The 13,218-nt window shown below is 57.7% G+C and carries 15 protein-coding genes and 1 pseudogene; 11 read left to right on the top strand and 5 right to left on the bottom strand.

The window, feature by feature from the left end; translation table 11 throughout:
- Positions 1–80 precede the first annotated feature (80 nt).
- Complete coding sequence (locus QMG79_RS05040; protein ID WP_283537497.1) at positions 81–584, top strand: GNAT family N-acetyltransferase; 504 nt, start codon at positions 81–83, stop codon at positions 582–584.
- Between the two features lie 71 nt (positions 585–655).
- A complete protein-coding gene (locus tag QMG79_RS05035; RefSeq protein WP_283537496.1) occupies positions 656–1,261 on the top strand; it encodes a class I SAM-dependent methyltransferase in 606 nt (201 codons plus the stop codon).
- Positions 1,262–1,269: 8 nt separating this feature from the next.
- On the opposite strand, the pseudogene QMG79_RS05030 reads toward QMG79_RS05035, so the two are convergent.
- Positions 1,270–1,764, bottom strand: a pseudogene (locus QMG79_RS05030) (GNAT family N-acetyltransferase); the annotation flags it as partial.
- Positions 1,765–1,913: 149 nt separating this feature from the next.
- On the bottom strand, positions 1,914–2,795 hold the full coding sequence (locus tag QMG79_RS05025) for a class I SAM-dependent methyltransferase (protein ID WP_283537494.1): 882 nt from the start codon (positions 2,793–2,795) through the stop codon (positions 1,914–1,916).
- Between the two features lie 118 nt (positions 2,796–2,913).
- Between QMG79_RS05025 and QMG79_RS05020 the strand changes: the two genes are divergently transcribed.
- From QMG79_RS05020 to QMG79_RS05005, 4 genes are all read left to right on the top strand, one after another.
- Positions 2,914–3,573, top strand: a complete 660-nt coding sequence (locus QMG79_RS05020; protein WP_283537493.1) for a nucleoside/nucleotide kinase family protein — start codon at positions 2,914–2,916, stop codon at positions 3,571–3,573.
- Between the two features lie 453 nt (positions 3,574–4,026).
- The gene (locus QMG79_RS05015; RefSeq protein ID WP_283537492.1) at positions 4,027–4,566 is read left to right on the top strand and encodes an NUDIX hydrolase; all 540 of its coding nucleotides are present in this window, start codon (positions 4,027–4,029) and stop codon (positions 4,564–4,566) included.
- 47 nt (positions 4,567–4,613) lie between these two features.
- Positions 4,614–5,018, top strand: a complete 405-nt coding sequence (locus QMG79_RS05010; protein WP_283537491.1) for a VOC family protein — start codon at positions 4,614–4,616, stop codon at positions 5,016–5,018.
- Positions 5,019–5,504: 486 nt separating this feature from the next.
- The gene (locus QMG79_RS05005) at positions 5,505–6,131 is read left to right on the top strand and encodes an HAD family hydrolase (protein ID WP_283537490.1); all 627 of its coding nucleotides are present in this window, start codon (positions 5,505–5,507) and stop codon (positions 6,129–6,131) included.
- 128 nt (positions 6,132–6,259) lie between these two features.
- Here QMG79_RS05005 and QMG79_RS05000 read toward each other — a convergent pair whose 3' ends face one another.
- A complete protein-coding gene (locus QMG79_RS05000; protein WP_283537489.1) occupies positions 6,260–6,778 on the bottom strand; it encodes a GNAT family N-acetyltransferase in 519 nt (172 codons plus the stop codon).
- A gap of 456 nt (positions 6,779–7,234) precedes the next feature.
- Between QMG79_RS05000 and QMG79_RS04995 the strand changes: the two genes are divergently transcribed.
- The 3 genes from QMG79_RS04995 (at position 7,235) to QMG79_RS16615 (ending at position 9,796) form a co-directional block, all read left to right on the top strand.
- Positions 7,235–7,783, top strand: a complete 549-nt coding sequence (locus QMG79_RS04995) for a GNAT family N-acetyltransferase (RefSeq protein ID WP_283537488.1) — start codon at positions 7,235–7,237, stop codon at positions 7,781–7,783.
- A gap of 172 nt (positions 7,784–7,955) precedes the next feature.
- Complete coding sequence (locus QMG79_RS04990; protein WP_283537487.1) at positions 7,956–8,702, top strand: formylglycine-generating enzyme family protein; 747 nt, start codon at positions 7,956–7,958, stop codon at positions 8,700–8,702.
- A 437-nt stretch (positions 8,703–9,139) separates the two neighbouring features.
- Complete coding sequence (locus QMG79_RS16615) at positions 9,140–9,796, top strand: alpha/beta hydrolase (RefSeq protein ID WP_502934699.1); 657 nt, start codon at positions 9,140–9,142, stop codon at positions 9,794–9,796.
- Positions 9,797–9,950: 154 nt separating this feature from the next.
- Here the strand turns inward: QMG79_RS16615 and QMG79_RS04985 are convergent, their stop codons facing one another.
- Positions 9,951–10,268, bottom strand: coding sequence for a hypothetical protein (locus tag QMG79_RS04985; RefSeq protein ID WP_283537486.1), 318 nt, complete (start codon positions 10,266–10,268; stop codon positions 9,951–9,953).
- A 915-nt stretch (positions 10,269–11,183) separates the two neighbouring features.
- Between QMG79_RS04985 and QMG79_RS04980 the strand changes: the two genes are divergently transcribed.
- Positions 11,184–11,849, top strand: a complete 666-nt coding sequence (locus tag QMG79_RS04980; RefSeq protein ID WP_283537485.1) for a DUF6226 family protein — start codon at positions 11,184–11,186, stop codon at positions 11,847–11,849.
- A gap of 70 nt (positions 11,850–11,919) precedes the next feature.
- Positions 11,920–12,255, top strand: a complete 336-nt coding sequence (locus QMG79_RS04975) for a hypothetical protein (protein ID WP_283537484.1) — start codon at positions 11,920–11,922, stop codon at positions 12,253–12,255.
- Between the two features lie 597 nt (positions 12,256–12,852).
- Here QMG79_RS04975 and QMG79_RS04965 read toward each other — a convergent pair.
- On the bottom strand, positions 12,853–13,053 hold the full coding sequence (locus QMG79_RS04965) for a hypothetical protein (protein ID WP_283537483.1): 201 nt from the start codon (positions 13,051–13,053) through the stop codon (positions 12,853–12,855).
- Positions 13,054–13,218 lie beyond the last annotated feature (165 nt).

Below are 13,218 nucleotides of genomic sequence, written 5' to 3'. Positions count from 1 at the left end.
GTTTTCCATACTCGACCACTCCTGCCCGCAGACCGATCGGCTTGCGGGCCTTAGCTGCGTACTCGAAGTAAAGTAACCGGATGCCAACGCCACAACCGACCGATCGATTGCAGTTCCGTGAAATGACCGAAGCTGATGTCCTAAACATGACGGCGCTGCTTGGAGACCCAGAGGTAATGCGTTTCTACCCTGCCCCCAAGTCCCGGGAGGAGGCCGCAAGGTGGATTCAGTGGAACCTGGAGAATTACGCGGAACACGGGTACGGCCTGTGGGTTGTCGAGACACGGGAAGCAAAGTTCGTTGGTGACTGCGGTCTGACTTGGCAGCAGGTAAACGGGACGCCGAAGCTTGAGGTTGGGTACCATGTGCGCTCCGACCTGCAGGGCCAAGGGTTTGCGACAGAAGCAGCCGCTGCTTGTCGCGACTACGCCCGAGAACACGTTGACGTCGCCGAGCTGATAGCCATCATCCATCCGGAAAACCGGGCTTCTGAACGGGTAGCTGAGAAAATCGGAATGCACCACGTCGCTGATGATCGAGGCGGGAACATTCCCGTCCGGACAGTACTCAGCATGCAACTATAAAAACGTCGGAGACCGCCAGCTCGAGAATCCGCAACCAGGCACCTGTCCGTACCTTGCCTAGACTCGAACGCATGATCAACGCTGTCAGCGATGCGTATTCGCGCAGAGCGGTCGAATACGTCGAACGCTTCGCTTCATTCGGTGCGGTGCACCCTTCAGATCGTCACCTGGTGGCGACCTGGGCGAACGGCATTGATGGTGCGGTCATCGACGCCGGCTGCGGTCCAGGTCAATGGACGAACTTCCTCAATGAAGCCGGAGTCCCTGCCCTCGGAGTGGATCTGGTTCCGGAGTTCATTGCGCACGCCCGCGATACTTATCCCGGTATTCCGTTCCGGACAAGCAGCCTCGACAATCTCGACGTCGACACCGGGACAATTGGTGGAGTGCTCGCCTGGTACTCACTGATCCACCATGAGCCAGACACGATCCACACTCCTCTCTTGGAGTTCCATCGAGTCCTCAGCCCTGGCGGCGCCCTGCTGATTGGCTTCTTCGAGAATCACGCCATCGAGAAGTTTGATCATGCGGTCGTCCCGGCATATCGATGGCCGGTAAGTGATCTCTGCGACGAGCTGGTAGCCGCGGGCTTCGATATCCTCGAGACTCACGCAAGGACAACCACCGGGCAGCGACCCCACGGAGCAATTCTCGCCATCCGCGGAGATGCCCGGTGAGGGATACTCTACTGACTCAGTGGTGCGTCGGTTTCGAGGATCGACATGTAGTGGACGTCAATCCATTGCTCGTCGAACCACAGTGCGTCCCGGCCCGTTCCTTCGTAGCGAAATCCTACTTTTTCATAGACATGACGGGCGCGTGGGTTGAAGGCGTAAACCTCAAGAGCTATTCGGTGAAGACCCAGCTTGTGTAGGCCGTGCCGGACAATCAGCTCGGTAGCCTCGCTGCCAAGTCCTCGGCCGCGGCCTTCGGCGCCAAGGAAAGTGCGGAAGCCGCAGGAGCGGTTCAACTCGTTCCAGTCGTTGAGCACGACTTCTCCAACCATCGCGTTCGTCGCCTTATCGATCACGGCGAGGACTAGACGGTCATCAGCGGAGCTCCAGCGTTCGTACGTCTCGCGGAGGTCATCAACAGTCCAAGGCAGCGTTGTCTGGCTGCTGGAGTGCACTGATCCAGTCAGAATTGCAGCTTCGGCGTCCTGGAGCATCCGATGCACCGTAGGTGCATCCTGAGCCTAAATCGGTCGAAGTTTGACGCGCTGGCCCTCGATTGTCGGCTTGTGCGTGAAGATCGTGGTCATGCGGCCAGTTTGTCAGAGCTTCAGGACCGTGTCCGTAAGCCGATCCTTTGCGGGACGCCACGAGGTGGCTAATTGCAGGGTGCCTGCCCAATCCCGAGCAGAGCAACGGCCGGTAAAACCACTTTTCCACCGCTAGTTAGGGGCGCGACAAGGCGCAAGTATTCGTGCCGCATTGTGGACTGCATCATCGGCAACTGGCTGGTTACGATTTTGCCGATTTCTCCCACGCCGCCGGCCGGTCCAGCCCACAAGTCTTCAGCCTCGATAGCGAAATCCCAGGAGAGAGTCTTCGTTTGCACCTCGTTCAGACCTGCACCCACCAGCAGTTCATTCAATCCCTGCTCGGTACGGTCGAAGTCTTTATCTGCTGGCAGTCTTTGCTGGCTTGGGGCTGCGACCCCGCTGGCTTGCGCTACCTCTGACCAGAGCCTATTTATGGCAGAGAGTTCAGAGGGCCATATCGTCACAGCGACGACCCCGCCCGGCCGACAGACCCGTTTGAGGTCAGCAACAGCGGCACGAGGGTCGCCGACGTGATTGACGACGAAGTTTGCCAGCACTGCATCAAAAGCATCTGGGGCGAGTGGTAAGTTCGGCAACCCGCCTAAGAGCAGCTGTGCCTGAGGAGCCGTTGTACGGGCTAAGGCGAGCATCTCGGCGTCAGGGTCGATGCCCGTTGCCTCTGCCCCCCGACTTGAGGCTAGGCCCGTCAGGTTCCCAGGTCCACATCCAACATCCGCCACACGACAACCCGCGAACTCCCCCAATACCGCCTCTGCCGCGTCGAGCAACGGCACAATCGCCGCAGCGCACAGGTGCGCGAAACTCTCTGAGTAGGGGTGCGCCACGCCGGCCCAATTGCTAGCGCCCCTCTGGTCGGCATCAACGGTCGTCAATTTGTCTTCGCCCCCAACTATTTGGCATTCCTCTGTTCCAGTGTGGGCCATCATGGTTTGGACCTCTTGATTTCCGACTCACGCCTTGAACGGCGCGTCGCCTGACGAGTGCGCCCGGTGAAGGATTCGCTTGAGGACGCTGGATAGGGACTACTTACAGGAAAATGGGGATATGAAGCAGTTCATGCGATTACTTGCCACTGAAATTCTCAGCACCGTCGGTCCAGGGCGCCGGTTAGTAGCAGTCGACGGCGTGGACGGAAGTGGCAAGACATCCTTCGCCGAAAACCTGGCATCCGAGATCCAGAATCGACCCGTGATCCTCATCCACGCCGACGACTTCCTCAATCCCTCCCCCGTCAGGCATGCCAAGGGACGCAATTCACCCAAAGGATTCTGGGAGAACACCTACAACTACGCGGCCCTAAACGATCAGGTGCTCGCTCCACTCGGCCCACAAGGGGACGGCTGGTACTCGCCGGCATCCTATGACTCAGTAACCGACCAAATGAACCAAGCCGAAGTCGTTCGCGCCCCATCAGATGCGCTGGTCGTTGTAGAAGGTATGTTCCTGCACCGCGATGAAGTCACCGCCTACTGGGATGCATCGGTATTCCTGCACGTTCCTTTCACCGTAACCGCTGCACGAATGGCAGTACGAAACGGCAGCAACCCCGACCCGGAACACCCAACGATGCACCGGTACATCGGAGGACAGCGCCTCTACTTAGATGCTGCAAGACCTTGGGAACGTGCCACGATCGTCGTGGACAACTCAGATTTCACCTCACCGAGAACCATCCGTCCCGACATGGTTTCAACTCTCCGGTGAGAGTTCCACATGCAGACGCACCGGGCTTGTACAAACAAGTATTGACATTTGTGCAGCCCAGGCGCTCCCGCAGAGTCCCGCAGGACGTTCCCAACCGAGTAGATGAACGCCCCGACCACGGAATCACGATGTTTCATAACCTAAGCGCCTCGAAACACATACGATAAAACACAGCTACAACCGATCAGGCTGGTTCGCACGCCGGGCCTTAAACGGCGAGACACCTCGCTTTCCTAGGGTTTCGAGGTGGGCTGGACGGCGTCGGTTAGGGAACCTTCACCTACGTATGATCGTGCGGGGTATACGTGCGTACGGGGGCTATTAACGGCGCCGAGGGAGGAAGCTTGCCTGGCTGCGCACTCGGACACGGGCTTACGGGTGCGAACAGACGGCGGACACAGCCCCCTTCTGTCGATTCGTTGAGTTGTTCGTTGCGTGCGGCAAGATGGCAAGATGCCTCTTGATAATCTGCTTACTGCCCTGGGAGAACTTCCCGAATCAGAACAGCGAGACGCGTATCTGCGGTTCGTGAATTTTGCCGGGGACGCGGCATTGCGTCGAGATGGCGGCCCGGAGCATGTCACAGGTTCGTGCTTCGTCTTTTCCCCTGAATTCGATCGCGTCCTGCTGTGCTTTCATCGCAAGGGGCAGTTCTGGGTTCAGTTCGGCGGTCACATCGAGGCGACGGACGCGTCAGTAGCGGAAGCAGCGCAGAGGGAAGCTCGTGAGGAGTCGGGAATCGGCGAGCTTGTTCTACTTTCAACCGCGATCGTGGATCTTGATCGACACGATCTGCATGCCGGATTCTCCTGCGAGGCCCATTGGGATGTGGGATTCACTGCGGTCATCACCCCGGACGTCGAGATCGAAGTGAGTGATGAGAGCGAAGATGTCCGCTGGTTTCCCATCAATGAATTGCCAGCTAATGTACCGACAGGTTTCGGCGCGCGTTTGGATCGCGTCCGATCCACGTCTATGTCACTGATCAGCTAAGGGATCGGTCACCCGAGAGTCGTCGTAGAGCATGGAAGACTCCCACTATGAAAACCCCTCCCACCGGATCCCTGCACCACATCGAGGTGTGGGTCCCTGACATAGACCGTGCCAAGCAGGAATGGGGTTGGATTCTTCCCCGGTTGGGATACTCCACCTACCAAAGCTGGGATTCAGGAATCAGCTGGCGACTTGACCAGACTTACATAGTGGCTGAACAGTCACCGGCTTTGAGCGGCCGGCAACACGAGCGCACAGCACCAGGCCTCAACCACCTGGCGTTCCACGCCGGAAGCCAAAAAGAGGTAGATGTGCTTGTCGTGGAAAGCGCTCGTTACGGATGGATGCCGCTGTTCCAGGACAGGTACCCGCACGCTGGTGGCCCTGATCACTATGCCGCTTACCTCTTCAACTCAGACGGCTTCGAGATCGAGCTAGTAGCCAGCGAGTAAGCAGAATATCGCGAGCATCAGACGAAGGATCGGCTAACGGGCACGTATCTAGCACTCCCTGGGTGGTCAGATGTCGCATAACCTAAGTACCTCGAAACTAATAGGATACGAGGCACCATCAGATAATCACGGCCCAACCTGCTCCCCCGACGCCAGTCAAAAACGGTGCCGATCTGGTTCTGACCTTTTCTGATTTCGACGTCGAGTTCTGACAGACCGTGTAGACCTCCACAACACTGCCGCTGAAGACGATCCCGGCTACGTATCAAACGGTCGTTTTTGACCATTGCGCATAGGGCAGGCATCTATTGCGTCGACCGGCAGAAACCGCCGCACCTTCACCGGGCAGTTTTACGGGTGGGTCTTACGGGAATCCACAGGCCTGTAAGCCCGCGCTCCTGGAAGACTGAAGTGTGTGTGTAGACCCGTTGCCGTCGCTGGAGGACCGGCCATCGGACGGCTCTGGAGTAGTGAAAGAATTACGCCATGACGACAACCCGTATGCCAGCTGGAGTCCGCGCTGTGGTGTTCGATGTCGGAGAAACTTTGGTCGATGAAACCCGCGCGTGGAAAGCCCAGGCAGAGCGCGCGGGAGTAACGCCGTTCACGTTGATGGCGCTTCTCGGTGCACTCATCGGCCGCGACGAGGACCACCGACGTGTATGGGATCTGCTGGGGGTCGAGCCTCCGGTCGTGCCTCCACTCATCGAGCGAGCGGACCTCTACCCCGATGCGCTTGCTTGTCTGCGCGCTGCTCGGCACGCGGGACTGTCGGTTGGTATAGCCGGGAACCAGCCAGCTGGTGTCGAGGCCCAGTTACGCGAGGCCGGTTTCAATGCAGACTTCATCGCTTCCTCTGCTGCGTGGGGTGCGGCGAAGCCTTCTGCAGAGTTCTTTTCCCGAATCATCGACACCGCGCAGCTTGATCCCGGGCAGATCCTGTATGTCGGCGATCGCATCGATAACGATGTCCTGCCTGCCCGCAAGGCCGGCATGCGGACTGCCTTTGTTCGTCGTGGCCCGTGGGGATATCTCCATGCACAGCGCCCGGAGGTCGAACTGGCTGACATGCGCATTGAATCCCTGGCGGAACTGACAATGGCGTTCGAGTGAAGTTGGATGCCTCCACCTCGGCGCACATCCGGTGAAGGATGCTGTTTTAGGGTTCACTTGGCGACGACACTCGAGAATGTCGACACTCGCCGGCGTGGAACCTTTCCCTGGACAAGGACCCACAAAGGTTAGAGGGCGTCGAACCAGTAGCGGCGTTTTCCGCCTCGACTGTCCTCGTACATTCCGCCGTTCTTTTCGATCGTCGCCCGCGAGCCCGCGTTATCTTCGTTGCACGTAACCAACACTCGCGAGATTCCCAGCTCGCGGGCCATTGGCAGAGCATCACTCAACGCCTTGACGGCGTGACCGCGCCGACGCGCAGACGGCCGCACACTGTATCCGATGTGTCCACCTTCGTTGAGGAGGAAATCGTTCAGCTCATGTCGAATGGCCAGAGAGCCAAGGAACGTGTCCCCGTCCACAATCCACAAATACGTGCACGGCACATATCCGGTCTTCCGCGGGGTCTCTGGCAACGCATCGCTGACGAGTGCGTCCACGAAGCGCCGAAACGAGCCAACATCCCTGAGGTCCTGAAGCGACCAGCCTTCACCTCCCCCACCGTCCCTGTGGGCTCCATCAAATTCGACAGATCCCTCCAACCAGGAAGAGTGATATGTCGTGTTCGGAGCGATAAGGATAGCCATCACACGATCGTATGCGAACGCATGGTTCTCAGCCTGCTCGTGTACGGGGGATTTGCTGTGTGGTTAAAACCCGTTCCATTCAGCGTCCCGTGCAGACGACTTCGAAAAATGACATCACGGCTAGTGTCTCGATTTCGACCGAAAGTAGGTCGAAACTCATCCGCGAGGAATTTTGCACCGCGCGAAAGTCGCTAACGGTCGTTTTTGACCATCCCTGATAAGGCACCACCACCGAGCATGTCACCGTACGGGATATACGTACGTGCAGAACTAGGAATGGGGCGGCCGCACCAGCCGTTCTCCACCCACGTACATTGAGGGTCCGTCTTACGGAACGCTCCAACGGATTGGAGGGGGAACAGTCCGTATAACGGCGTCGCGCCATCTGTCATGCATCAATGGCAACCTACTAAGTCATTAGGCTTGTAGCTTGGCAACCGACTGAAAAGGTGAATCGTGAGTCTTTCAACGTCCTATCCACGCGGGCCTCGGCTAAGCTTCCGAGACTTCAAAACAGCAGACATCGCAGACGTCCACGACTACACCTCAGATCCCGAAGTCACCCGCTGGTCGACCTGGGGCCCAAACACTCTGGAACAGACGACGGCATTCATCGATAATGCCGCCCGAGCACACTTGGACGCGGATCGGTCAGCATACTCACTCGCCGCCGTCTTGGATGGAAGGCTCATTGGATCGGTGGCCGTGTGGACCACCGATTCCCACGACCGCAACGGAGAACTTGGGTATACGCTCCACCGCGCCTACTGGGGAAACGGGTACGCCACAGAAGCCGTCAATCAGCTACTTGAATTTGGTTTCAACACGCTCCACCTCGAGCGCATCAGCGCCACCTGCCACCCGGGCAACATTGGCTCAATTCGCGTCCTGGAGAAGAGCGGCTTCTCCCTGGAGGGACGGCTTCGCTCCCATCGACTGGAACGGGGCGTCCGTCGGGACTCCATGCTCTATTCCATTTTGCGCGAGGACGTCATCCCCCAATAAGACGGCCGCCTGATGCAAGTGGTCTCGAGTAGCCGCATAGCCAGAAGGCTACCCCGATCCCGCGGTGCTCAGTTCAAAGTAGGCCGCGCGGCGATTGATGTACAAGCAGCAGTTCCGTGGTCTTGTGCCCGGCAAAGCAACCGCTTGCGGGACTGCGTGGGATGATTTTGGGGTGTCTCTTTTTGACCTTCGTCTGCTACCGGCCGGGCACGTGGAATTGCACGATGCGCGGCGTCAGCGCCGTTGGACCGTTGATCTGGAACCATTCGAAATTGGGGCAGTCCCGGTCACTACGGCCCAGTACGCGCAGGTGATGGGCAGTGACAGACCTGGTTCCCAACTACCGCTAGCGGAAATTAGTTGGGTTCAAGCCATCAATTTTTGCAACGCAGCATCAATAGCCGAGGGTCTTGCCCCTACGTACACTTTCGAAGAGGGTGAAGTAACCTGGCGGACAGGCGCCCCTGGGTACCGTTTGGCGACCGAGGCTGAGTGGGAATATGCATGCCGTGCTGGCACGGCTGGACCGCACTACGGCGCCCTCGATGCCATTGCCTGGACAGCGAATGACAAGTTAGAGACCACAAAAGAAGTAGGCCTAAAACAAGCCAACGACTTCGGACTCCACGACACTCTTGGGAATGTCTGGGAATGGTGCTGGGATCTACTCGATCCGGCCCGCTACGGAGATTACCGTGCCTTCCGCGGAGGAGGATTCGCTGACAAACACTGGAGCGTGCGAGCATCCACGCGTCGTGGCGGCGGACCCGGGATCACCCACCCAGATCTCGGACTGCGATTGGCGCGGGGAGCCTTCGGCGATCCACTCTCCGCCCAAGGCTGGTCCGCAGAGGTCGATTCCGAACGCGGAAAAATCACAGGCATGCTGCCAACAGGGTGGACACCCCGGCAACACTAACTCTGACCACGACAAACCAACGTGAATTCACAACAGTGAGTGCCACAGCATGGTCCCACCAGGGTTCATAAACGCTCCGGTAGCAAACAGAAGGCGTCTCATAACCCAAGTGGCTCAAAATGCATGCGAAGCAATACAGATACGTCTCGTTGTCTAGCACACACCTTGCATCGCAACACGGCACGGCATCTCACTTTTCTAGGGTTTCGAGACAACCTGGACTGCAACGGTTAGGGCAGCTTCACCGCACATATCATCGTGCGGCGTAACCCTGAGTAGAGGGGCTAGCGGCGACGCCCAGGGAGGACTCTAGCCTGGCTGCGCACTCGGCCACCGACTTACAGGCGCAACATTGCTGCCTGTAAGTACGGGTCAGTGACCAACCTTTGGGTTCTCATGCTCACCGAAAGCTGCATCTCCAAACGTATGCTGGCAGAATGAATCAACCGACCGACGTCGTACTCGTTCATGGATTATGGCATCAGCCGGCCCACTTCGACCGATTAGCGGACGATCTACGCCGCCAAGGCGTCAGTGTCCATGTTCCTCTTCTGCACAGAGGCTCGTTAGCTGCGGACACTGCAGTCGTACAGGAGATCGTCGATAACTGTCAGGTCGCGCCAGTTGTCCTTGGCCATTCGTACGGCGGATCAGTCATCACAGGGCTGGAACGGGTCAGACACCTCTTATATGTTGCGGCATTCGTACCGGCAGGCGGTGAGAGCGGCGCGACGTTGGGCGGGCCATCGGCACTGGTCAACGACGCCGTCCGGCATAACGAGGATGGGTCGACGAGTATTTATCCGGCACGGGCCCGTAAGGTTTTATACGACGATTGCTCTGACGCCGACAGCGCATGGGCTACATCCCTCCTCGTGTCTCAACAACCTGGTCATGGCCGCGGGGTACCCACCCGCACTGCTTGGGAAACCATCGAGAGCACCTACGTTCACTGTAAACAGGACAAAGCGCTTAGCCCTGTCCTTCAGGAGCGTATGGCCCGCAGATGCACTAACGCGGTCAGTGTGAACTCGGGCCATTCACCCTTCATCAGCCAACCAAAGTCGCTCACCACACTCATCTTGGGCACATAGGTCTCTCATGCAGCCGACGCCAACCACCAGTGGATCGAACCCCAGAGCGCACGTTCACAGATCGTCTATCAGATGCAGACTAAGAGACGGAGCCACACTTGTTGCATGTCGTGCCAACGGCCGGATCCTGCACGCAACGGTGGTGTCCAACTGGTCAGTAGTCTCCTCCGCCGCTGTAAGAGTCAACCCCTCCGCTGAGAACACTGCCGTCAGGTGTCTGATCCCCCAGTATCACGGCGAAAGCAATGAGAGCCAGGATCGGCACCAAAATGATGTCCACCACCATCCACGTCCCGAAACCCAAAATTGCAGGCACCAGTATTGATGCCACGTAAATGGCTGCGGAAATAATCCAGAAAACCTTCGTGCGCAAACGCAACGGCTCACGCTTCACAGCTTTGGTAGATGCCACCGAGGGTGACGCGCGACGCTGATTGCGTCGAGCTAGTTGAGACTTAGACCGCTTAGACATATGACCGATCCTAACCGGGTCTGCCCCGGGTTTTGGTTGGATGTCTCGTAACCTAAGCCCCTCGAAACACATGCGATGCACCACGGCTACAGCTAGTCGTATCGCGCGGAACCGGCGTCACGGCACGGCAGCGAGTCTCGCTTTCCTAGAGATCGAGATGATATTTGACACCGTGTAGGGCAGCAAACCTTGGTGAGTCCATGCGAGGAGCGGACATCATGACAGTCAAAATGCGCGACCTAACGCACGAGTCGAAAGAGGATTGTGGAAGTGGCAACCTGGCCGGCAGAGCAACAAAAAAATATGGTTCCTGCCGCCGCAAGCAAAAGGACGCAGAATGCTAGTCCCAACTGCTCCAATCCCTTCACCCGACCATCGGGAACCTCCCCGCCTCCAGTAAGGTCCCTAGTAATCTGTGCCTGCCGACGAGCAATAGCTCTCCTAAAATCAGCCAAACCGCTCCCACAACAGCGAAAACTACCGCTTCACCCATCCTTTGCCCCCCCCCCCCCCCCCACTACCGTCATCCCTTCTTCCCGCCTAGAAAAGGCACTCATAAAACGGCTGAAACGAGAACTTCTTGAGTCGCTCCTTCACAGCACCCGCTGCGAGACAAGACGCAGTCGCGCCCCCTAGCGAATGGCCCTCGGACACATGAACGCTGTGATCGCGGAAGAAGAGTGTCGCAGAACCCCCATGACTTGAATCCCAGGCGGTGCAATACAGCTAGACCTCGTTGGACCGCATGCAACAGGCACTTGCAACAGGCACTACAGCACGGGATGGCGGTTCGCTTTCCGAAGGATATGGGCCAGACCGTGCGTTGAAGTGGGGCATCTTGGCAATTCCTCTGCGGGACCCTTGCACTCTCCGTAGACTCTCGATGACCAGAACGCTGGGCGCTACCGTGGAGGCATGAACGACTATAGGCGCCCCACTCTCCCGACTGAGGTCTACCGCGATGAACAAGGCCAAGGTATCGACTACGGCAATAGATGGAACGAGGAGCCAGCGCCCAGCTCCGCGTATTCCCGAGTGAGCAATCTGCAGCGTTTCAAACCCCTGCACACGGTCGCCGATGCCCTCATCGAATGGCTGCAGGACACCTTCAAGGTGAGCGTTGAGCAGGACACGGTGGTCGCTGATGATCTCCTCCATGTGCCAGATGATGTTGTTCGAGCCGTACGGGTCGTTCCTCATGACCCGGCGACGGCACCGCTGACATTTGTTCTGACCGAGTTCCCTGGCGTGTACCTTCACGCCGGTTTACTCCACGACTTCCATTTTCCCGTGTGCGGCTGCGATGCCTGTGATGACGATCCCACCAACTTGGCCAGCGAACTTGAATGGGCAGTGCGCACCGTTGTATCAGGAGGCTATGTCGAGCGATTCGATCCCTGGCCACGGGACTGGATAGAGTACAAACTCGATGAACCGGGAGTCGGGATGATATCTGGTCGCAGCCGGACGAAGGACCTACCCAATGAACGCGTGAGATTGGCGCACACGATGCTGCCCACAGATGGGCACTGGCTACCCTGGCAAACACGACAACCAAAAGACGCCGACACTGTCGACTAATCTGCGGTGCTCAGTGTCCGACGAGGGTTCGGCCGATCCACGCCTGGCAGGGCTCCACTATTGTGAACACATGGCCGGGCTGATGTATGTCAGAGACATGAAACTTCTTCTCAAACCCGCATTTGAGGCAGTACTTACTGAAATGGAGCTTCAAACCTTGGTATGGCGAATCGAGAAAGTCGCTGATTACCCTAACGGAATCGAGATTCCGGACGGTGCTCTCATTGCATCGAATGAAGCCTGGATCAGGTGGGAAGTGCTCAGCGAAACCGGTGGATCCGGCAGTCTCCCACTCGACAACGGCACGAGCACCCTTACCCGCTTCGTACAAAGCGACCTGCAAGACTTCATCGCTGAAAGCCACTTCGGCTGGGGCGAATTTCGTGAACCACTCGACCAGCCGTAGCTGACGTCATCTGACTCAGTGAGAAATTCTCACAAGGAATACGTGTGCGTTTCACCGGCAAACTTGCCAAGGCTAAAAACCGACCAGCAAATGTCATTGCGTAACCGCTGGTCATCAAGGACAAGCTCGCGAATACCCTCCGGGAGCCGATCGCGCTGCCATTGACACTCCCGTAGCCCGGCAGCAACATCCTGGCCTTCGGGGCTGCAGCTCGCACGGCCTTGATCGCATACGCGGCCACCCCAAGCACGGGTCTCCATCATTTTCACCCCGCCACCCACACCCAAGCGCGGGAACCCTCCACTGCCTGACGCGGTCGTAGATCCCTTGGCCGTGCGGACTAGAAGAGATCAAGAACACGCCCTACGCATAAGGCTGCCCAAAGAGTAAGGATGCGGTGATCAGAATCTGTCAGGGTCTCTGGCCGACGGAGTGTAATAAAGCGGGGATCGCGAACCTTCGAAAGAATCACAAGTGACCTCCTTATCGACAAAAACCAGCCTCAAAAGGACATCAAAAGTTGCTTCACTAGACCCGCGGGTGAATTTCGCTGCCTGTATTTACCAAAGCAGTTCACTCGACCGGTGGAGAAAAATCCTACAGGCCACTCACTTCATTGGGCCTGTTTCGCGCATGGCGACGTTGGGAAAACCGATTCAACACCGCAGTGACGAACAGCCCAACCCCAATCGAAAAAGCCCACCGAATGAGCATCGGGACGTCAGTACAAACGTCCAAGACAACGTTGGCTGCGAGTACGGCAAGGACGCTCATGATGACGATCAGATAATGACGCATGTACATCAGAGTCTCAGTCCTGACACGTCAGTGACAACTGCGCCGCCCGTCTACGCTCCCTATGGGGGACATGAACGCTCCGACCACAGAAGCCTAGTGTCGCATGACCTAAGTGCATCGAAGCTCATGCGATGCAACACATCTACAGCAGATGGTACGGAACGC

The organism is Pseudarthrobacter sp. PS3-L1 (assembly GCF_030063285.1).
GTDB lineage: Bacteria > Actinomycetota > Actinomycetes > Actinomycetales > Micrococcaceae > Arthrobacter.
This window is presented reverse-complemented; position numbering and strand designations above follow the sequence as displayed.

What these genes read in the sequence shown, in the direction of transcription:
- QMG79_RS04975 (WP_283537484.1), top strand. Translation starts at nt 11,920, where the DNA reads ATGGCCGGGCTGATGTATGTCAGAGACATGAAACTTCTTCTCAAACCC.
- QMG79_RS04985 (WP_283537486.1), bottom strand. Translation starts at nt 10,268, where the DNA reads ATGTCTAAGCGGTCTAAGTCTCAACTAGCTCGACGCAATCAGCGTCGC.
- QMG79_RS05000 (WP_283537489.1), bottom strand. Translation starts at nt 6,778, where the DNA reads ATGGCTATCCTTATCGCTCCGAACACGACATATCACTCTTCCTGGTTG.
- QMG79_RS05015 (WP_283537492.1), top strand. Translation starts at nt 4,027, where the DNA reads ATGCCTCTTGATAATCTGCTTACTGCCCTGGGAGAACTTCCCGAATCA.
- QMG79_RS05005 (WP_283537490.1), top strand. Translation starts at nt 5,505, where the DNA reads ATGACGACAACCCGTATGCCAGCTGGAGTCCGCGCTGTGGTGTTCGAT.
- QMG79_RS04965 (WP_283537483.1), bottom strand. Translation starts at nt 13,053, where the DNA reads ATGCGTCATTATCTGATCGTCATCATGAGCGTCCTTGCCGTACTCGCA.
- QMG79_RS16615 (WP_502934699.1), top strand. Translation starts at nt 9,140, where the DNA reads ATGAATCAACCGACCGACGTCGTACTCGTTCATGGATTATGGCATCAG.
- QMG79_RS05035 (WP_283537496.1), top strand. Translation starts at nt 656, where the DNA reads ATGATCAACGCTGTCAGCGATGCGTATTCGCGCAGAGCGGTCGAATAC.
- QMG79_RS05040 (WP_283537497.1), top strand. Translation starts at nt 81, where the DNA reads ATGCCAACGCCACAACCGACCGATCGATTGCAGTTCCGTGAAATGACC.
- QMG79_RS05020 (WP_283537493.1), top strand. Translation starts at nt 2,914, where the DNA reads ATGAAGCAGTTCATGCGATTACTTGCCACTGAAATTCTCAGCACCGTC.
- QMG79_RS05025 (WP_283537494.1), bottom strand. Translation starts at nt 2,795, where the DNA reads ATGATGGCCCACACTGGAACAGAGGAATGCCAAATAGTTGGGGGCGAA.
- QMG79_RS04980 (WP_283537485.1), top strand. Translation starts at nt 11,184, where the DNA reads ATGAACGACTATAGGCGCCCCACTCTCCCGACTGAGGTCTACCGCGAT.
- QMG79_RS05010 (WP_283537491.1), top strand. Translation starts at nt 4,614, where the DNA reads ATGAAAACCCCTCCCACCGGATCCCTGCACCACATCGAGGTGTGGGTC.